The sequence below is a fragment of the Streptomyces sp. NPDC060049 genome, assembly GCF_042736715.1.
Taxonomy (GTDB): Bacteria; Actinomycetota; Actinomycetes; order Streptomycetales; family Streptomycetaceae; genus Streptomyces.
Window position 1 is genome coordinate 493,804 of sequence record NZ_JBHWVV010000004.1, and the last position, 19,381, is coordinate 513,184.

At 70.1% G+C, this 19,381-nt stretch carries 14 protein-coding genes; 8 read left to right on the forward strand and 6 right to left on the reverse strand.

Annotated features, from left to right (window positions below; translation table 11 throughout):
• Positions 1 to 4: 4 nt before the first annotated feature.
• The 6 genes from ACFWBY_RS10010 to ACFWBY_RS10035 all read right to left on the reverse strand — a co-directional run bounded on the left by ACFWBY_RS10010 (position 5) and on the right by ACFWBY_RS10035 (position 6,876).
• A complete protein-coding gene (locus tag ACFWBY_RS10010; protein WP_385340085.1) occupies positions 5 to 727 on the reverse strand; it encodes a PspA/IM30 family protein in 723 nt (240 codons plus the stop codon).
• Positions 728 to 772: 45 nt separating this feature from the next.
• Complete coding sequence (locus ACFWBY_RS10015) at positions 773 to 2,893, reverse strand: TPM domain-containing protein (protein WP_385340083.1); 2,121 nt, start codon at positions 2,891 to 2,893, stop codon at positions 773 to 775.
• A 146-nt stretch (positions 2,894 to 3,039) separates the two neighbouring features.
• On the reverse strand, positions 3,040 to 3,813 hold the full coding sequence (locus ACFWBY_RS10020; protein WP_385340081.1) for a succinate dehydrogenase/fumarate reductase iron-sulfur subunit: 774 nt from the start codon (positions 3,811 to 3,813) through the stop codon (positions 3,040 to 3,042).
• Complete coding sequence (locus tag ACFWBY_RS10025; RefSeq protein WP_385340079.1) at positions 3,810 to 5,717, reverse strand: fumarate reductase/succinate dehydrogenase flavoprotein subunit; 1,908 nt, start codon at positions 5,715 to 5,717, stop codon at positions 3,810 to 3,812. The genes ACFWBY_RS10020 and ACFWBY_RS10025 overlap by 4 nt, the downstream gene beginning before the upstream one ends.
• A gap of 1 nt (position 5,718) precedes the next feature.
• Positions 5,719 to 6,543, reverse strand: a complete 825-nt coding sequence (locus tag ACFWBY_RS10030) for a hypothetical protein (RefSeq protein ID WP_385340077.1) — start codon at positions 6,541 to 6,543, stop codon at positions 5,719 to 5,721.
• A gap of 111 nt (positions 6,544 to 6,654) precedes the next feature.
• Positions 6,655 to 6,876 (reverse strand): hypothetical protein, encoded by a 222-nt coding sequence (locus ACFWBY_RS10035; RefSeq protein ID WP_385340076.1) that lies wholly within the window; start codon positions 6,874 to 6,876, stop codon positions 6,655 to 6,657.
• 399 nt (positions 6,877 to 7,275) lie between these two features.
• Between ACFWBY_RS10035 and ACFWBY_RS10040 the strand changes: the two genes are divergently transcribed.
• From ACFWBY_RS10040 to ACFWBY_RS10075, 8 genes are all read left to right on the forward strand, one after another.
• Positions 7,276 to 9,663 (forward strand): ABC transporter family substrate-binding protein, encoded by a 2,388-nt coding sequence (locus ACFWBY_RS10040; protein ID WP_385340074.1) that lies wholly within the window; start codon positions 7,276 to 7,278, stop codon positions 9,661 to 9,663.
• A 368-nt stretch (positions 9,664 to 10,031) separates the two neighbouring features.
• Positions 10,032 to 11,936: a translational GTPase TypA gene (typA, locus tag ACFWBY_RS10045; protein ID WP_385340073.1), complete on the forward strand. Its 1,905-nt coding sequence runs from the start codon at positions 10,032 to 10,034 to the stop codon at positions 11,934 to 11,936.
• Positions 11,937 to 12,375: 439 nt separating this feature from the next.
• Positions 12,376 to 14,013 (forward strand): ABC transporter substrate-binding protein, encoded by a 1,638-nt coding sequence (locus tag ACFWBY_RS10050; RefSeq protein ID WP_385340071.1) that lies wholly within the window; start codon positions 12,376 to 12,378, stop codon positions 14,011 to 14,013.
• Between the two features lie 174 nt (positions 14,014 to 14,187).
• A complete protein-coding gene (locus tag ACFWBY_RS10055) occupies positions 14,188 to 15,120 on the forward strand; it encodes an ABC transporter permease (protein ID WP_385340140.1) in 933 nt (310 codons plus the stop codon).
• Positions 15,113 to 16,060 (forward strand): ABC transporter permease, encoded by a 948-nt coding sequence (locus tag ACFWBY_RS10060; RefSeq protein ID WP_385340069.1) that lies wholly within the window; start codon positions 15,113 to 15,115, stop codon positions 16,058 to 16,060. The genes ACFWBY_RS10055 and ACFWBY_RS10060 overlap by 8 nt, the downstream gene beginning before the upstream one ends.
• A gap of 20 nt (positions 16,061 to 16,080) precedes the next feature.
• Entirely contained in the window at positions 16,081 to 17,127 is a 1,047-nt protein-coding gene (locus ACFWBY_RS10065; RefSeq protein ID WP_385340138.1) for an ABC transporter ATP-binding protein, read from the forward strand.
• Entirely contained in the window at positions 17,120 to 18,172 is a 1,053-nt protein-coding gene (locus tag ACFWBY_RS10070) for an ABC transporter ATP-binding protein (RefSeq protein ID WP_385340067.1), read from the forward strand. The genes ACFWBY_RS10065 and ACFWBY_RS10070 overlap by 8 nt, the downstream gene beginning before the upstream one ends.
• A gap of 180 nt (positions 18,173 to 18,352) precedes the next feature.
• A complete protein-coding gene (locus ACFWBY_RS10075) occupies positions 18,353 to 19,288 on the forward strand; it encodes a GNAT family N-acetyltransferase (RefSeq protein WP_385344834.1) in 936 nt (311 codons plus the stop codon).
• The last annotated feature ends 93 nt before the right edge of the window (positions 19,289 to 19,381 follow it).

Genomic DNA, 19,381 nt, shown 5'->3' on the forward strand with positions numbered 1-19,381 from the left:
CGGCCTAGGCGGCGGCCCTGCCCGCCTTCAGGGCTGCCAGGCGGGCCTCGATCTCCGAGGTCTTGCCCAGGTCGTCCAGGGACTCGAACTGGGCGTCCAGCGAGGACGCGGCCAGCTCCTGCTTTCCCAGGGCCATGGCCTCCGCGCGCCGGACCTTCTCCTCGAAGCGGTTGAGGTCGCTGGTCGGATCCATCACGTCGATGTTCTTGACCGCGTCCATCATCGTGTTCTGCGCCTGGGCCGTCTTGGCGCGGGCCACCAGTTCGTCGCGCTTCGACGTCAGTTCGGTCAGCTTGTTCCTCATCGAGTCCAGGCCCGATTTCAGCTTGTCGACGACCTCGGTCTGGGCGGCGATCGTCGGCTCGGCCGTCTTCGCCTCCTTCTCCGACTGCATCTGGCGGCCGAGGGCGACCTTCGCGAGGTTGTCGAACTTGTCGGCGTCCGCAGTGGACCCCGTCACCCGCAGCTCGTCGGCCTTCCTGCTCGCCGCGAGCGCCTTGCTGCCCCACTCGCCGGCCGCCTCCACGTCCTCCTTGTGGTCCGCCTCCAGCATCCGCAGGTTGCCGATCGTGGTGGCGACGGCCTGCTCCGCCTCCGCGATGTTGTTCGTGTAGTCGCGGATCAGCTGGTCCAGCATCTTCTGCGGGTCCTCGGCCTGGTCCAGCAGCGAGTTGATGTTCGCCTTGGCGAGCTGGGTGACGCGGCCGAGGACGGTCTGCTTGCTCATGTGCGCTGTCTCCTTGGGGAACGAGGGGAAGGGGAGTGGAGTCCGTCAGAAGCGGCCGCCGCCGCCCATGCGGCCGCGGGTTCCGCCGCCGCCGAAGGAGCCGGGGCCGCGACCGCCGCCCCCGCCGAAACCGCCGCCGAAGCCGCCCCCGCCGAAACCGCCTCCACCGCGGCCGCCGCCCAGGATCTCGCCGAGGATGATCCCGCCGAGCACCGCGCCGCCCATGCCGCCGCCCTGCCGCTGACCGCCACCGCCGTACGGGTCCCGGTACGCCCGTACGTCCTGCTCGGCCAGCTGCTGCGCCTGCCGCGCGAGCGACTCCGCCTGCTGGGCCTCCGCCAGGGCGCCCGCCGGGTCCGTGCCGGCCAGGGACACGGACCGCTCCAGGCGGCGCTGCGCCTCCGCCAGGCGGGTGCGGGCCTGGCTGGCGACCGCGCCCCGGCTCGTCGTGATGTAGTCCGTCGCCGCTCCGATCGCACTGCGCGCCGTAAGCAGGGCCTGGTCGAGCAGGGCCGCCGCCCGCTGCCGGCCCGACTCCCGCTCGCGCGCCCCGGCCAGCGCCCCGTCGAGGGCCGCGTCGGCCTCCTCGACGCGGCGCAGGGCGTCCATCGGGTCGTAGCGGCCCGCCTCCTGCTCGCGGCGCACGTCGGCCAGTACGGCTTCCGCCCGGCTGATCCGGCCGCGCAGATCGGCGGTGGAGGTGCCCTCGGTGGTACCGGTGAGCAGGCCGCGCGCGTCGGCGAGGTCGCTCTCCGTCTCGTTCAGTGAGCCCGGCAGCTTCCCCGCGGCCTCGGCGAGTTCCTGCGCGCGCCGCTCCACGGCGTCGACGAGCGTCGCGGCCTGGTCGACGGCGCTCTCGGCGGCCCGGACGTGCACGGCGGCCTTGCCGTTGTCGCCCGCGGCGATCGCGGCGTGCGCCTCGCCCAGGCTTGTCGTCACGAACAGCAGCCGGTCCTTCGCCTGTCCGGGGTTGGACGCCACGGGGGCGGCCGCCGAGTCGGCGTAGCGCCGGCCGAGCGCGGTGAGGGTGGCCTCCGCCGTCGTCGTACGGCCCGTCAGGGCGTGGAAGTGGCTCTCCACGGTGGCGAGGGCCTGCGGGGCGTTCTTCTCCAGGTCCCGCAGCCGGTCGAAGTCCGCGGTCTCGGCGTCGAGCCGGCGGCTCGCCTCGGTGCAGCGGGCCACGATCTCGTCCAGCATCCGGCGGCGGGTCGCGTCGTCCTCCGGGTACGCGTCGTCGAGCTGCTGGCGCAGCCGGAAAGCGGCGGTCAGCTCGCCCTTCGCGTACTGGACGGCCTCGGTGAAGGCCGACACGGCCCCCTCGCCGAACTGGGCGGTCGCGAAGCCGAGTTCCTCGGTGCTCGTGCGGATCGCGTCGTCGCTCTCCACCAGCAGGGCCCTGGCCCTGGCGTCCAGCTCGGGGAGGGGCGGCTGCGCCGGCGTCGCGCCCTGGCCGCCCCAGCCGCCGCCGGTCCGCGGACCGGCGGCGCCCTGGCGGCGCCTGCGGCGGGAGTACGCGTACGCCCCGAGGGCGCCGGCCGCGCCGACGGCGACCACCGGGAGGACGAAGTCCCCGGCCCCGCTCTCGCCGCCCGCGGCGGCGCCGCCCGGGTCGGCCGGGCCGGGGGTGATCGCGGGTACCGGCACGGGCAGCCCGCCGAGGACCGCGTCGTAGCCGTTCGCCGCTCCGATCGCGGCGCCCGCCCAGTCGTTCTGCCGCAGGGCCGGCTCGATCGCGGTCCGCGCGACCGCCGCCAGCTGCTCCTCGGTGAAACCGGATTCGGTACCGGCCGAATAGGCGTACTGCCGGGCCCCGGTGGCGACGGCCAGCAGGACGTCGTTCTGGCCCAGGCCGTTCTTCTCGGCCGTGGCGTCGGCCCAGCTCTGCGGGGAGCGGTCGGAGAAGTCGCGCACGTACGTGACGAACAGCTGGATCCTCCGGTCGGCGTACAGCTCGTCCAGCGCGGCCGTGACGGCGGCCTTGCGGTCGCCCAGGGCGCCCACGCGGTCGGTGATCTGACCCTGCGCGGACAGGGTGACGGGGTCGTCCGCCCGGGCGGACGGCGCGCCGACCGCGGCCCAGCCGGTGAGCGCGAGCAGCGCGGCGGCGAGGGCGAGGCCGGTCCGGACGGGTATCCCGGCGGTGGTGCGTCTCTTGGGCGGCGTCACATTTGGGAGAGTATGGGTGGTTCATCCCAGCCGCACCCGGAGGCGCCCGCCACCGCGGGCAGCGGGTCGCGGGCGGGTGGCGGGCGGGGCCGTGCTGTCACGGAGCCCCGCCCGCCGCCCGCGCGGTGAGGGGTGGGAGGGGCCGGCTACGGACCGGAACGGCGACGGATCTTGCTCCCCAGCCACACCAGCGGGTCGTACTTGCGGTCCACGGCCCGCTCCTTCAGCGGGATCAGGGCGTTGTCGGTGATCTTGATGCCCTCGGGGCAGACCTCCGTGCAGCACTTGGTGATGTTGCAGTAGCCGAGGCCGTGCTCCTCCTGGGCCGTTCGCTTGCGGTCCAGTCCCGCCTCGGCCGCCGCGTCCAGGGGGTGCATGTCCAGCTCGGCCACCCGCATCAGGAAGCGGGGGCCGGCGAAGGCGGCCTTGTTCTCCTCGTGGTCACGCACCACGTGGCAGGTGTCCTGGCACAGGAAGCACTCGATGCACTTCCTGAACTCCTGCGAGCGCTCCACGTCCACCTGCTGCATCCGGTACTCGCCCGGCGCGACCCCGGCCGGCGCCACGAAGGCCGGGACCTCGCGCGCCTTGCGGTAGTTGAAGGACACGTCCGTCACCAGGTCGCGGACGACCGGGAACGCCCGCAGCGGGGTCACCGTGACCGTCTCCTCGCGGGAGAAGGTCGACATGCGCGTCATGCACATCAGCCGCGGCCGCCCGTTGACCTCCGCGCTGCACGAACCGCACTTGCCGGCCTTGCAGTTCCAGCGCACCGCGAGGTCGGAGGCCTGGGTGGCCTGGAGCCGGTGGACGATGTCCAGGACCACCTCCCCGTCGTGCACCTCCACGGTGAAGTCCCGCAGCTCGCCGCCCTCCGCGTCGCCCCGCCAGATCCGGAACGAGGCATCGTAGGTACTCATCCGTACAGCTCCTCTTCGGCGAGGTACTTGACCAGCTCTTCCTTCTCGAAGAGCGCGAGCAGGTCGGGTCGGATGGGGTCGGTGCGCACCCGGGTCAGTTCGATCCGGGCACCGTCGCCCCTATCCCCGGGCGCCGGGTCGACCGGCCGGCACAGCAGGTTCACCGGCCGCCAGGACCGCTCCATCGCCGGGCAGTCCTCGCGGGTGTGGCCGCCCCGGCTCTCGGTGCGCTCCAGGGCCGCGCGGGCCACGCATTCGCTGACCAGCAGCATGTTCCGCAGGTCGAGCGCCAGGTGCCAGCCCGGATTGAACTGCCGGTGACCCTCGACCCCGGCCCGCGAGGCCCGCAGCCGCAGGGTCCTGAGCCTGTCCAGCGCCTCGGCCATCTCGCTCTCGCGGCGGATGATGCCCACGAGGTCGTTCATCGCCGTCTGGAGCTCCTGGTGCAGGGTGTACGGGTTCTCGGCGCCCTCGTCGGCGTGGAACGGAGCCAGCGCCTCCGCGGCCGCCTCGTCCACCCGGGCCTGGTCCACGACCGGCAGCCGGCCCGCCTCCGCGGCGGCGTACCCGGCCGCGTGCAGCCCCGCCCGGCGGCCGAAGACCAGCAGGTCGGAGAGGGAGTTCCCGCCGAGCCGGTTCGAGCCGTGCATGCCGCCCGCCACCTCGCCGGCGGCGAAGAGCCCGGGCACCCCGACGGTGGCGGCGGTGTCGGAGTCGACCGCGATGCCGCCCATCACGTAGTGGCAGGTCGGTCCGACCTCCATCGGCTCGGCGGTGATGTCCACGTCCGCCAGCTCCTTGAACTGGTGGTACATCGACGGGAGCCGCCGCTTGATCTTCTCGGCGGGCATCCGCGTGGACACGTCCAGGAAGACCCCGCCGTGCGGGGACCCGCGTCCCGCCTTGACCTCGGAGTTGATGGCGCGGGCCACCTCGTCGCGGGGGAGCAGCTCGGGCGGGCGCCGGTTGTGGTCCGGGTCCTCGTACCAGCGGTCGCCCTCCTCCTCGGACTCCGCGTACTTCTCCTTGAAGACGTCCGGGACGTAGTCGAACATGAACCGCTTGCCCTCGCTGTTGCGCAGCACCCCGCCGTCGCCGCGCACCGACTCGGTGACGAGGATGCCCTTCACCGAGGGCGGCCAGACCATGCCGGTCGGGTGGAACTGCACGAACTCCATGTTCAGCAGCGGCGCTCCGGCGAGCAGGGCCAGCGCGTGGCCGTCGCCCGTGTACTCCCAGGAGTTCGAGGTCGTCTTGAAGGACTTCCCGATGCCGCCCGTGGCCAGCACCACCGCCGGGGCCTCCAGGACGAAGAACCGCCCGGTCTCGCGCTCGTAGCAGAAGGTGCCCGAGACCCTCTCCCCGTCCTTCAGGACCCTGGTGACCGTGCACTCCTGGAAGATCTTGAGCCGGGCCTCGTAGTCCCCGTACTCCCCGAAGTCCTCCTGCTGCAACTGGACGATCTTCTGCTGGAGGGTGCGGATCAGCTCCAGACCGGTCCGGTCGCCGACGTGCGCCAGCCGCGGGTACTCGTGCCCGCCGAAGTTGCGCTGCGAGATCTTCCCGTCGGGCGTGCGGTCGAAGAGCGCACCCCAGGTCTCCAGCTCCCAGACCCGGTCCGGGGCCTCCTTGGCGTGCAGCTCCGCCATCCGCCACTGGTTGAGGAACTTGCCGCCGCGCATGGTGTCGCGGAAGTGCACCTGCCAGTTGTCGCCCTCGTTGACGTTGCCCATGGAGGCGGCGATGCCGCCCTCCGCCATCACGGTGTGGGCCTTGCCGAAAAGGGACTTGCAGATCACGGCCGTACGGGCACCGCGCTCCCTGGCCTCGATCGCGGCCCGCAGCCCGGCGCCGCCCGCGCCGACCACCACCACGTCCCACTGCTGCCGTTCCACTTGAGCCATCTCAGAAGATCCTCGGGTCGGTGAAAGCGCCGCTGGCCAGCAGGTACACGTAGAAATCGCACGCGGCGACACTGATCAGCGAGGCCCACGCGAGCTGCATGTGACGGGAGTTGAGGCGGCTGATCCAGCCCCACAGGCGGTAGCGCACCGGATGCCGGGAGAAGTGCTTGAGGCGGCCGCCCATGATGTGCCGACAGGAGTGGCAGGACAGCGTGTACGCCCAGATCAGCGTGATGTTGACGAGGAACAGGAGTGTCCCGAGGCCCATGTGGCCCCACGCGTAGTCCTCGTCGCGGAAGGTCAGCACCGTGTCGTAGGTCAAGATCGCCGCGACCGGCACGGCCGCGTAGAAGAAGTACCGGTGCATGTTCTGCAGGACCAGGGGGAAGCGGGTCTCACCGCTGTACGAGGCGTGCGGCTCGGCCACGGCGCAGGCGGGTGGCGAGGCCCAGAAGCCCCGGTAGTAGGCCTTGCGGTAGTAGTAGCAGGTCAGCCGGAAGCCGAGCGGGAAGACCAGGATCAGCAGGGCGGGGGACAGGCCCCACCAGCTGCCGAAGAGGTCGAGGTTGGGGCCGCCGCGCATCTCCTCGCAGTTCTCCGCGAGACACGGGGAGTAGAAGGGCGAGACGTAGGGGGCCGCGTAGTAGTCGGCGTTGGCGAAGGCCCGCCAGGTCGAGTAGACGATGAAGGCGAGCAGTCCGGCCGCGGTGCCGGCGGGCGAGAGCCACCACCGGTCGGTCCGCAGGTGGCGGGCCGCGATCGCGGCCCGCGAGGGGTCGTGGACGCCGCCGGGCCGCTGGGATGGTGGTTGGGTGCCTGTGGCCAAGAGGGACTCCGGGTGGAGTGATGAGGGGTGGCCCGGGGGACCCGGCCGCCGTCACTGAGCGCGACGGACGGCCGGGTCCGGTGGGTCGTACGCGGACACGCTGGGGCCGGGTCAGGGAGCGTGGCGGTCGCGGGCGCCGAGGCCCTCGTCGTCGGAGTCCGTCCACAGCGAACTGTCGTACGGGGTGTCCGGGACGCTGACCATCGGGGCCTGGCCCGGAGGCCTGGCGGTTGCCGGTGCCTGCCGGGCGACGTCCTTCTCCAGCCGCTCGACGGAGCGGACCAGCTCGTTCAGGTTGCGTCGTACGGCGGTCAGATCATCTTGCAGGGACATGACTTGCCCTCACTTCCGCAGGTGCGGTGGCAACGCTCATGTGCGCCTGCGAGTGTCGCGCCTCCCGTCCCCGGTTGTGAAGGGACGTGCAGCGATTGCGGGCGCGCAGGCGCGAACCGTGCGCCCCTCCTGGCTCCATTTTCATCCCTCTTGCGGGGGAACGCCCGTGGAGCACCCGTCCACGGGGACCGCCCGGCGGCAGCCGGGGGACGCAAGCCGGATTGGTCCGCACGGGTGGGCTTCGCGGCGTGGCGGGGGTCTGCTGCGGGGGGTGCGGCGGGGCGTCGATTTCAGTGGGTTTCGGCACCCAGTGTGATCAGCTCCATATACCGCCGAACGTGATCAAGGCCCCCTCCTTTTCACGACTCTCCCTCACGCCCCGCCCCGGAGGTACCACCCATGTCCCAGAGAAGGCGCAGGTCCCTTGCGCTCCTGACCTCGGGAGTTCTTGCACTGCCGCTGCTCGCGGGCTGCGGCGCGGGTGAAGACGAGGGCGGCCCGGCCGCCGCCGGCCAGGACATCGCGACGACCGCCCGCGACAAGGTCGCCGACGGCGGGGTGCTGCGCTGGGCCGTGGACGCCCTGCCGGGCACCCTCAACACCTTCCAGGCCGACGCGGACGCCACCACCAACCGGATCGCCGGGGCGGTCCTGCCCCAGCTGTTCGTCCTGGACGGCAAGGGACGGCCGGCGGCCAATCCGGATTACCTGGAGAAGGCCGAAATCGTCGAGCGGGAACCCAAGCAGGTCGTCCTGTACAAGCTGAACCAGCAGGCCGTCTGGAGCGACGGCCGGGAGATCGGCGCCGCCGACTTCGTCGCCCAGTGGCGGGCCCTGAACGGCAAGGACTCCGCGTACTGGACGGCGCGCAACGCCGGCTACGACCGGATCGAGAAGATCGAGCGCGGCAAGACGGACCTGGAGGTCAAGGTCACCTTCGTCAGGCCGTACGCGGACTGGCGCTCGCTCTTCTCGCCCCTCTACCCCAAGCAGGTCACGGGCACCCCGGAAGCCTTCAACGAGGGCGCCCGGGGCACCCTCAAGGTCACCGCCGGCCCCTTCGCGCTGGGCGCCATCGACAAGAAGACCGGGACCGCAGCCCTGACCCGCAACCCGCGCTGGTGGGGGCGCCCCGCCAAGCTCGACACCCTCGTGCTCACCGCCGTGCCCCGGACGGAGCGGCCGGCCGCGCTGGCCGCCGGGAAGCTCGACCTGGCGGAGATCGACCGCGCCGGCGCCGAGCGGATCGCACTGGCCCGCCGCGAGTCCGCCAAGGCCGACGGCGCCCAAGGCCCCGCGGCCTCGGTGACGGCCGCGCAGGCCACCCTGTCCTGGGCGCTGGCCTTCGGTACGGACGAGGCACAGGCCAAGAGCGAACGGGAGACCCGGCAGAAGCACGCCGAGGCGGTGAAGCGCTACGCCCGGGAGCAGGCCGCCCTGCGCGCCTTCACCGTCCGCAAGTCACTGGAACCGGCCTACACCCAGCTCGCCATGAACGGGGCCGCCGGCCCGCTCGCCGACGAGCGCGTGCGCCGCGCCGTGGCCCGAGCCCTGGACCGCCAGGCGCTCGCCGACATCGTCCTCAAGCCGCTCGGCCTGCCCGCGAAGCCGGTCGGCAGCCACCTGGCGCTGGCCGGCCAGCAGGCGTACGCCGACAACAGCGACGCCCTGGGCGGCCTGGACACCCAGGCCGCCCAAGCCCTCCTTACCGACGCCGGCTGGCGCCGCGGCGGCAAGCTCACCGAGCCCCCCGGCGCCAAGGCGGGCCCGGAGGCCGCGCAGGGGACGGACGACTCGAAGACCCCGGCGGGCCCGGGCACCGGCAACGACGGCCTCTACATCGTGGGCGAGGACGACGACAAGCCGCCGGCCGGAGCCAGGGCCGCCGGGGCCGCCGGGCGGGCCGACCACCCCGACGCCCGCCCCGAGGGCCCCGAGGACCCGGCGGGCGGCGACCTGCCCGAAGGCGCGTACGGCTCCGACGGGGAGATCGTCGACGCCGACTCCTTCGCCCGCGGGACCCAGCCCTCCCCGGTGCTCGCCCCGGCCCCCTTCGCGGCCGGCCAGGAGCAGATGCTGCGCGCCCAGGCCGACGCCGCGGACGACGCCAAGCAGAACCCGGCCGCCCTGGACGCCGAAGCCGCCGGCGAGCCCGCCGAGCAGGCCGACCCCGCCAAGGCCAGCCCGGCCCCCGCCAAGCAGGCCGGACGCACCTCCGGCTCCATGCTGGCCAAGGACGGCAAGGCCCTGAGCCTGCGCTTCGTCCTGCCGTCCGGACCCGGATCGGAGGCCCTGCGCACGGTCGGCGAGCGGATCGCCCAGATGCTCCGCAAGGTCGGCGTGCAGACGGAGCTGACCAAGGTGGCCGACGAGAGCTTCTTCAAGGACCACATCGCCTCGGGCCAGTACGACCTGGCGCTCTACTCCTGGCCCGCGACCGCCTACCCCGCCACCGACGCCCGGCCGATCTTCGCCAAGCCGGAGCCGGCCGCCGACGGCTCGCTGCTCGTCGAACAGAACTACACCCGGGTCGGCACCGACCACATCGACCAGCTCTTCGACCAGGCGGCCGGCGAGCTGGACGAGGAGCAGTCCCGCGAGCTGATGCGCAAGGCGGACGCCCGGATCTGGGCCGCCGCCGGCTCCATCCCCCTCTACCAGCGGCCCGAGCTGGTGGCCGTGAAGCCGGGCCTGGTCAATGCGGGTGCCTTCGGACTCGGAGCGCCCCGCTACCAGGACATCGGCTGGAAGAAGCCGTCGGCCGCCAAGGCGCCCGCCAAGAAGTGAGCGGACGGGGCGAGCGGGACGCGCGGGACGACGGGAGCGGGAAGAAGTGATGACGAAGAGGTGCATCAGGGGTTGATCCGACGGTCCCAAGCTCAGATGTGACTCAAGTCCCTTGCCCGCCGGATGACCGGCGGGCAAGGTCGTGTCTACCCGTTGACCCGCGTGTATTCAGGCACTGGCGAGGGCCGAGACCCCCCACCCGAACCTCGGCCCCGCTCAGTCGTCCGGCCTCTTGACAGACCCCCCGGCAGGCGGTTCCCGCCATCCGGCGTACGATGGGGTAAGGCCGTGGCAGGTTTTCCGCCCGGTCGAGGCGCGCGTGCCGGACCGTACGCGTCGCCATCCACGATCCCGGGAGAAGCGCCGAAGTGCCCACGCGCCACGACATCCGTAACGTCGCCATCGTCGCCCACGTCGACCATGGCAAGACGACCATCGTCGATGCCATGCTCAAGCAGGCCGGTGCCTTCGCCGCCCACCAGCACCTCGACGACCGCATGATGGACTCGAACGACCTGGAGCGTGAGAAGGGCATCACGATCCTCGCCAAGAACACGGCGGTGAAGTACCACCCCAAGGACGGGTCGGCCCCGATCACCATCAACATCATCGACACCCCCGGCCACGCCGACTTCGGTGGTGAGGTCGAGCGCGGTCTGTCGATGGTGGACGCCGTCGTCCTGCTGGTGGACGCCTCCGAGGGTCCGCTGCCCCAGACCCGCTTCGTCCTGCGCAAGGCCCTGCAGGCGAAGATGCCGGTCATCCTCTGCATCAACAAGACGGACCGTCCGGACTCCCGGATCGACGAGGTCGTCAACGAGACGTACGACCTCTTCCTCGACCTGGACGCCGACGAGGAGCAGATCGAGTTCCCGATCGTCTACGCCTGCGGCCGTGACGGCGTCGCCTCGCTGACCAAGCCCGAGGACGGCACCGTCCCCGCGGACAGCGACAGCCTGGAGCCGTTCTTCTCCACCATCCTGGCCCACGTGCCGGCCCCGGTGTACGACGACGAGGCCCCCCTCCAGGCCCACGTCACCAACCTGGACGCCGACAACTTCCTCGGCCGCATCGCGCTGGTCCGTGTCGAGCAGGGCGAGCTGCGCAAGGGTCAGACCGTCGCGTGGATCAAGCGTGACGGCACCATCTCCAACGTCCGCATCACCGAGCTGATGATGACCGAGGCGCTCACCCGCAAGCCGGCCGAGGTGGCGGGCCCGGGTGACATCTGCGCGGTGGCCGGTTTCCCCGACATCATGATCGGCGAGACCCTGGCCGACCCGGAGAACCCGATCGCGCTTCCGCTGATCTCGGTCGACGAGCCGGCGATCTCGATGACCATCGGTACGAACACCTCCCCGATGGTCGGCCGCGGCGGCAGCGGCAAGGGCGCGGACGCCAAGTCCGCGGTCAAGGACCGCAAGGTCACCGCCCGCCAGGTCAAGGACCGCCTCGACCGCGAGCTGGTCGGCAACGTCTCGCTCCGCGTGCTCGACACCGAGCGTCCGGACGCGTGGGAGGTCCAGGGCCGTGGTGAGCTCGCGCTCGCCATCCTGGTCGAGCAGATGCGCCGCGAGGGCTTCGAGCTGACCATCGGCAAGCCGCAGGTCGTCACGCAGGAAGTCGACGGCAAGGTGCACGAGCCGGTCGAGCGCATGACGATCGACGTGCCCGAGGAGCACATGGGTGCGGTCACGCAGCTCATGGGCGTCCGCAAGGGCCGCATGGACAACATGTCGAACCACGGCTCCGGCTGGGTCCGCATGGAGTTCGTCGTCCCGTCGCGCGGTCTGATCGGCTTCCGTACCGAGTTCCTGACCGGTACGCGCGGTACGGGCATCGCCCACTCGATCCACGAGGGCCACGAGCCGTGGTTCGGCCCGCTGGTCACCCGCAACAACGGTTCGCTGGTCGCCGACCGCGCCGGTTCGGTCACGCCGTTCGCGATGATCAACCTGCAGGAGCGCGGCGTCCTGTTCACCGAGCCCGGCACCGAGGTGTACGAGGGCATGATCGTCGGCGAGAACTCGCGCTCCGACGACATGGACGTGAACATCACCAAGGAGAAGAAGCTCACCAACATGCGTGCGGCTTCCGCGGACAACACCGAGAACGTGGTGCCGCCCCGCAGGCTCTCCCTGGAGCAGTCCCTGGAGTTCTGCCGCGACGACGAGTGCGTCGAGGTGACCCCGGAGGCCGTCCGCATCCGCAAGGTCGTCCTGGACCAGAAGGAGCGCTCGCGCACCGCGTCGCGCGCCAAGTCCGGCAAGTAGTCGCGTAGGACCCGGGTCACACCCGGGTCCTGCCCGAACGTGCTTTTGCGAACAGCCCCTCCCGTCACGGTGTCCGTGACGGGAGGGGCTGTTCGCGTTTGTCAAGCGGATTATTTCGGTCCGTGTCCGCATACCGACCGTGACACTCCGGAAGAAGAGCTAACAGTCCGTTTCGTTCATGTCTGTCTCCTATCCGTTTGTCCGGATTTCGGGTTTTAGCCGTAGTGCGATGTTGTGAAAACGAGACCACTTAAGTGTGGTTTACGGTCTGGGCGTCCCTGAGGATGGCTCCATTGAGCTCGGGTCAATGGGTCACACGCTGTGGGGAGCGTCGACTCACGAGCACACTCGGGACACTGGTCCTTATCGCCGTCAGGGGTGTCGGCGAAACACACCGGTGTCCTTCACATCAGACAGTGGACTCATGAGGAGGAAACCCATGCGCGGTGCCAAGAGCGCCAAGTGGGTAGCGGGCGCGATTGTCGTCGCCCTGGCAGCGACTGCCTGTGGCGGTGGCGACAAGGGTGATAACGCCGCCAAGGGTGAAGTTGACCCGAACGGCATCTACTCGGTCGAGGTGGGCGAGCCCGAGAAGCTCCTCCACCCGGCCGACACGATGGAGTCCAACGGCTCGATCGTCATGTCGGGCCTGTTCTCGCAGCTCGTCGACTACGACGCCGACGGCAAGCTCGTCATGGTGAACGCGGAGTCGGTCGAGTCCAAGGACAGCAAGCTCTGGACCGTCAAGCTGAAGTCGGGCTGGACGTTCCACGACGGCACCAAGGTGACCGCCGAGTCCTACGTCAAGGCGTGGAACTGGGCCGCGAACATCAACAACAAGCAGGGCAACGCGTCCTGGTTCGCCGACATCAAGGGCTTCGAGGCCCTGCACCCCGAGGCCGAGGGCGCCAAGCCCACCGCCGAGGCGCTCGAGGGCCTCAAGGTCGTCGACGAGAACACCTTCACCATCGAGCTCGCCAACGCGGTGCCCTACTTCGGGTACAAGCTCGGCTACGAGGTCTTCTCCCCGCTGCCCGAGTCCTTCTACAAGGACCCCGCGGCCGCCGGTGAGAAGCCGGTCGGCAACGGCCCGTACAAGTTCAAGTCGTGGGAGCACAAGAAGCAGATCGAGCTCTCCCGCTTCGACGAGTACAAGGGCGAGAACAAGGCGAAGAACGGTGGTGTGGTCCTCAAGAACTACTCCACCCTCGAGACCGCCTACGAGGACCTGAAGTCCGGCAACGTCGACGTCCTGCGCCAGATCGGCCCGAAGGACCTCCCGGTCTACCGTGGCGACCTCGGTGACCGCGCCGTGGACCAGCCGTACTCGGCGATCCAGACCCTGGCCGTCGCGTTCTACGCCGACCAGTGGAAGACCCCGAAGCCGGTCAACCCGAAGGTCATCCAGGGCCTTTCGATGGCGATCGACCGCGCGACCATCACCAAGACCGTGCTCCAGGGCACCCGTGACCCCGCCACCGGCTGGGTCGCCAAGGGCGTCCTCGGCTACACGCCGGACGGTTCCGGTGACGTCGCCAAGTTCGACCCCGCGAGGGCCAAGGCGCTCATCGCCGAGGGCGGCGGCGTCCCGAACAACGAGATCTCCATCCAGTTCAACTCGGACGGCGGTCACAAGGAGTGGGTCGAGGCTGTCTGCGGCAGCATCACCTCGGCCACGGGCGTCAAGTGCACCGGTGACGCCAAGCCGGACTTCCAGGCCGACCTCCAGGCCCGCAAGTCCAAGCAGGTCAAGTCGTTCTACCGCTCCGGCTGGGTCCTCGACTACCCGGTGAACGCGAACTTCATCAGCGACCTGTTCCGTACGGGCGCCGGTGGCAACCAGGGTGGCTTCACCAACCCTGAGCTGGACGCGAAGATCGCCGCGGCCGACACGGCCCCGAGCCTCGACGAGTCCGTGAAGGCCTACCAGGCCATCGAGAAGGAACTCAGCAACTACATGCCGTCGATCCCGCTCTGGTACTACAAGGTCAACGCGGGCTTCTCGGAGAAGGTCCAGAACGTGAAGTACGCCCAGGACGGCGACCCGATCCTCGAAGGGGTCGAGGTCAAGAAGTAAGTCCCGCAGCGTAATTCCTTTCGACGGATGTGGGCCGGCGGGGAGCCGGCCCACATCCGGGCCTATACGCAGCGCCCGGGGGGCCCTTTCGCGACGCAGTGACGATCCCGTCACGTGCGTGCGTGGCGAAAGGGCCCGTCCGGCTGCGCCTGCCGCATCTTCTACGGAGGCATGATGGGGCGCTATGTCGCACGACGACTGCTCCAGATGATCCCGGTCTTCTTCGGGACGACCCTGCTCATCTTCATGATGGTGTACAGCCTGCCCGGCGACCCCGTGGCCGGACTTTTCGGTGACAAGGGCACGGACCCTGCGACGCTGGCGAAACTCCGCCACGAGCACGGTCTGGACCTGCCGATTTGGCGCCAGTACTACGACTACATCACCGGCATCCTGTTCCACTTCGACTTCGGGTCCCAGATCCGCAGCGGACGTGAGATCACCGATGTCATCGGAAGCGCCTTCCCGGTCACGCTCCGGCTGGCCTTCCTGGCGTTCGCCATCGAGATCGTTCTGGGCCTCACGCTCGGGATCGTCGCCGGCCTCAAGGCCGGCAAGTTGGTCGACAACCTGATCCTGATCCTGACCCTGCTGATCATTTCGATGCCGGTCTTCGTACTCGGCTTCATCGTCAAGTCGGTGTTCGCCTTCCAGCTCGGCTGGATCGCGCCGAACGTCAGCATCAACGAGACCTGGGGCGAGCTCCTCGCGCCGGCCATCGTGCTGGGTTCGCTGTCGCTCGCCTACGTGGCACGCCTGACCCGCACCTCGATGGCCGAGAACCTGCGCGCCGACTACGTGCGCACCGCCGTCGCCAAGGGTCTGCCCAAGCGCCGCGTCATCGGTGTGCACCTCATGCGCAACTCGATGATCCCCGTCGTGACCTTCCTCGGTACCGACATCGGCGCCCTCATGGGCGGCGCCGTCGTCACCGAAGGCATCTTCAACGTCAAGGGCGTCGGCGGTCTGATCTACGACTCGATCATCCGCCGCGAGGGCCTCACCGTGGTCGGTGTCGTCACCGTCCTGGTCGTCGTCTACCTGATAGCCAGCCTGCTCGTCGACCTCCTCTACGCGGTCATGGACCCGAGGATCCGGTATGCCTGATCTGACCCAGACCGAAACCGTGACGGCAAAGACCCCGTCGGCGCCCGGCGCCCCGGTGGCACCCGTGAAGGCCGAGAAGGCACGCAGCCTCTGGGGCGACGCCTGGGCCGACCTGCGCCGGAACCCCTACTTCGTGGTCTCCTCGGTGCTGATCCTCGTCCTCCTGGTCATCGCCAGCTTCCCGGGATGGTTCACCAGCGTCGACCCCACCAAGGGCGACCTGATCAACCACTTCCTCGGCAAGCCGGAGATCTCCAAGGTCGGTTCGCCCGAGTGGCTGGGCTACGACGGCCAGGGACGCAGCGTCTACGCGCGCCTCATCTACGGCACCCGGGCCTCGATCATCGTCGCCGTCGCCGTGACCGCGATCGTCACCGTGGTCGGTTCCCTCACGGGAATGATCGCCGGTTACTTCGGCGGCATCACGGACGCGATCATGTCGCGCCTCACCGACATCTTCTTCGGCATCCCCTTCCTGCTCGGTGCGATGGTCGTCCTCCAGGCCTTCACCAAGCGCACGGTGTGGACGGTCGTCTTCGCCCTGGCGTTCCTCGGCTGGACGCAGATCAACCGCGTCATGCGCGGCGCGGTCATCACCGTGAAGCAGGCCGACTACGTGCACGCCGCGAAGGCGCTGGGCGCCGGCACCCCCCGGATCCTGTTCCGGCACATCCTGCCGAACGCCATGGCCCCGGTGATCGTGGTCTCCACGATCGCGCTCGGCGGCTACATCGCGGCCGAGGCGACCCTGTCCTACCTGGGCCTGGGCCTCGCGTCCCCGACCATCTCGTGGGGTGTGGACATCTCCGCCGGCGCCGCGCAGATCCGAGTGGCGCAGCACATCCTGCTGTACCCCTCGATCATGCTCAGCATCACCGTCCTCGCCTTCATCATGCTCGGCGAAGCGGTACGCAACGCCCTCGACCCGAAGCTGCGCTGAGGAGGGCGTAAGTGATCACCATGGACAACACCTCCAGCGTTCCCTCCCCGCGTGACGGGGACCCGCAGGCGCCGCTCCTCGAAGTGCGCGACCTGCACGTCGAGTTCCACACCCGCGACGGTGTGGCCAAGGCAGTCAACGGCGTCAACTACAGCGTGAGCGCCGGCGAGACCCTCGCCGTCCTCGGCGAGTCCGGCTCCGGCAAGTCCGTGACGGCGCAGGCCATCATGGGCATCCTCGACATGCCGCCGGGCAAGATCCCGCAGGGCGAGATCCTCTTCCGCGGCCAGGACATGCTCAAGATGAGCTTCGAGGAGCGGCGAAAGATCCGCGGCCAGAAGATCGCCATGATCTTCCAGGACGCGCTGTCCTCGCTGAACCCGGTGCTCACCGTCGGCTACCAGCTGGGCGAGATGTTCCGCGTCCACCGCGGGCTGTCGAAGAAGGAAGCCCGCCTCAAGGCCATCGAGCTGATGGACAAGGTCAAGATCCCGGCGGCGAAGGAGCGTGTGGACGACTACCCGCACCACTTCTCCGGCGGTATGCGCCAGCGCATCATGATCGCCATGGCGATCGCGCTGGAGCCGGACCTGATCATCGCCGACGAGCCCACCACGGCCCTGGACGTCACCGTCCAGGCCCAGGTCATGGACCTCCTGGCGGAGCTCCAGCGCGAGCTGAACATGGGCCTGATCCTGATCACCCACGACCTCGGCGTCGTCGCCGACGTCGCGGACAAGATCGCGGTCATGTACGCCGGCCGGATCGTCGAGACCGCTCCGGTCCACGAGATCTACAAGCGCCCGGCGCACCCGTACACGCGCGGCCTGCTCGACTCGATCCCGCGCCTGGACCAGAAGGGCCAGGAGCTCTTCGCCATCAAGGGCCTGCCGCCGAACCTGCTGCGCCTGCCCTCCGGCTGCTCGTTCAACCCGCGCTGCGTCGCCGCGCAGGACATCTGCGGCTCGGAGATCCCCATGCTCCAGCCCGTCAGCGAGCAGGACGGCACCGAGCTCGTCGGTCGCCACAGCGCGTGCCACTTCTGGAAGGAGCAGATCCATGGCTGAGCTCACCAAGAACGCCCCCGAGCGCGAGCCGATCCTCCAGGTCCGCAACCTCGTCAAGCACTTCCCGCTGACCCAGGGCATCCTGTTCAAGAAGCAGGTCGGCGCGGTCAAGGCCGTCGACGGCATCTCCTTCGACCTGTACCGGGGCGAGACCCTCGGCATCGTCGGCGAGTCCGGCTGTGGCAAGTCCACCGTCGCCAAGCTGCTGATGAACCTGGAGCGCGCCACCGCCGGCGAGGTCTTCTACAAGGGCCAGGACATCACCAAGCTGTCCGGCCGTGCCCTGAAGGCCGTCCGCCGCAACATCCAGATGGTGTTCCAGGACCCGTACACCTCGCTGAACCCGCGCATGACGGTCGGCGACATCATCGGCGAGACCTACGACATCCACCCCGAGGTGGCTCCCAAGGGCGACCGGCGCCGCAAGGTGCAGGAGCTCCTGGACGTCGTCGGCCTGAACCCGGAGTACATCAACCGCTACCCGCACCAGTTCTCCGGCGGTCAGCGCCAGCGCATCGGCATCGCCCGCGGCCTCGCGCTCAACCCGGAGATCATCATCTGCGACGAGCCGGTCTCCGCGCTCGACGTGTCGGTGCAGGCCCAGGTCATCAACCTGATGGAGAAGCTGCAGGAGGAGTTCAACCTCTCCTACCTCTTCATCGCGCACGACCTGTCGATCGTCCGGCACATCTCGGACCGCGTGGGCGTCATGTACCTCGGCAAGATGGCCGAGATCGGCACCGACGCGCAGATCTACGACCACCCGACCCACCCGTACACGCAGGCACTGCTCTCCGCCGTGCCGGTGCCGGACCCGGCCGCCCGCGAGGGCCGCGAGCGGATCATCCTCACCGGTGACGTCCCCTCGCCGGCCAACCCGCCGTCGGGCTGCCGCTTCCGCACCCGCTGCTGGAAGGCCGAGGAGAAGTGCTCCGTGGAGGAGCCGCTGCTCGCCATCCCGGAGCGCTTCAAGGGATCGACGTCGCCGGCCGCGCACGACTCGGCGTGCCACTTCGCCGAGGAGAAGGCCGTCCTGGCGGTCTGACCCACGCGAACGACGTACGGGCGCCCGGTACCGGATCTCTCCGGTACCGGGCGCCCGCGCGTTCGCGCGGGGCGGCGGCCGCGGACGCCGCCCCGCCCGCACCTGCCGCGCCCCCGCCGGTATCCGCCGTGCGGGGAAAGTCGGTTGCGGGCTCGCCCCCGCCGGTCCGACAGTGGTCCGATGACCGACCTGCTGACCGTGCGGCCCGCCGGACCTTCGGACGCCGAGGACATCTGCGGTCTCCTCAACGCCGTCGACCTCATCGAGATCGGCCGCCCGGAGACCGACCTCCCCGCCGTCGAAGCCGACCTGCACCACCCCGACGTCGACCTCGCCAGGGACTCATGGCTCGCCTTCGAGGACGGCCGGCTCGTCGCCTACGCCATGGTGTGGGCCGACTCGGGCCCCGGCCGCGTCGACTGCGAGCACTACGTGCTGCCCGGGCACCGCGCCGCCGCCGTCCGGCTGCTGGAGCTGACGGAGGTCCGGGCCCGCGAGCTCGCCGACGGTGCCCCCGGCGCCTGCCTGCGGCTCCAGCTCAACGTCGCACCCACCCTCGACCCGGACGTGCTGCCCGGCCGGGGCTACCGCACCGTGCGCCGCTACCAGGTGATGACCCGGTCCCTGGACCCGGCCGAGGCGCCCCCGGCCCCGCCCGCCGGGCTCACCCTGCGCCCCTGCGACGGGGACGAGGCGCAGCGCCGCCGCGCCCACGCCCTGATCGAGGAAACCTTCGCCGAGCACTTCGGCCATGTGGACCGCCCGTACGAGCCCTGGCTGGACCACATCGACGCCCGCGGCCTCGACTGGTCGCTGGTGTGGATCGCGAGCCTGCCCGCGCTGGGCGACGTAGGGGTCCTGCTGACCCGTGACGACCGCACCAGCATGGGATGGGTCAGCCACCTCGGCGTCGCCAAGGACGCGCGCGGCCGGGGCGTCGGCGGATTCCTGCTCCGCCACGGCTTCGCCGCCTACGCGGCGCGCGGCCGCTCCACTGTGGGCCTCGGCGTGGACACCGACAACGAGACCGGCGCGCTCGCGCTGTACGAGGCGCACGGGATGGCCATGCACTACGCGGTGAACACCTGGGAGCTCCCTTTGCACTCGCAGGGGTGACAGCCGGGAGACGCGGGGGTGCAATCGGTCCAACCAGGCGTGTGAGGGATCCCTCATGGGGTGACATTGGCCCCTAAGCGAGTCTTGGGATCC

Coding starts and splice junctions, on each gene's coding strand:
- ACFWBY_RS10050 (WP_385340071.1), top strand. CDS start 12,376: ATGCGCGGTGCCAAGAGCGCCAAGTGGGTAGCGGGCGCGATTGTCGTC.
- ACFWBY_RS10040 (WP_385340074.1), top strand. CDS start 7,276: ATGTCCCAGAGAAGGCGCAGGTCCCTTGCGCTCCTGACCTCGGGAGTT.
- ACFWBY_RS10070 (WP_385340067.1), top strand. CDS start 17,120: ATGGCTGAGCTCACCAAGAACGCCCCCGAGCGCGAGCCGATCCTCCAG.
- ACFWBY_RS10020 (WP_385340081.1), bottom strand. CDS start 3,813: ATGAGTACCTACGATGCCTCGTTCCGGATCTGGCGGGGCGACGCGGAG.
- ACFWBY_RS10060 (WP_385340069.1), top strand. CDS start 15,113: ATGCCTGATCTGACCCAGACCGAAACCGTGACGGCAAAGACCCCGTCG.
- ACFWBY_RS10010 (WP_385340085.1), bottom strand. CDS start 727: ATGAGCAAGCAGACCGTCCTCGGCCGCGTCACCCAGCTCGCCAAGGCG.
- ACFWBY_RS10055 (WP_385340140.1), top strand. CDS start 14,188: ATGGGGCGCTATGTCGCACGACGACTGCTCCAGATGATCCCGGTCTTC.
- ACFWBY_RS10065 (WP_385340138.1), top strand. CDS start 16,081: ATGGACAACACCTCCAGCGTTCCCTCCCCGCGTGACGGGGACCCGCAG.
- ACFWBY_RS10035 (WP_385340076.1), bottom strand. CDS start 6,876: ATGTCCCTGCAAGATGATCTGACCGCCGTACGACGCAACCTGAACGAG.
- ACFWBY_RS10075 (WP_385344834.1), top strand. CDS start 18,353: ATGACCGACCTGCTGACCGTGCGGCCCGCCGGACCTTCGGACGCCGAG.
- ACFWBY_RS10025 (WP_385340079.1), bottom strand. CDS start 5,717: ATGGCTCAAGTGGAACGGCAGCAGTGGGACGTGGTGGTGGTCGGCGCG.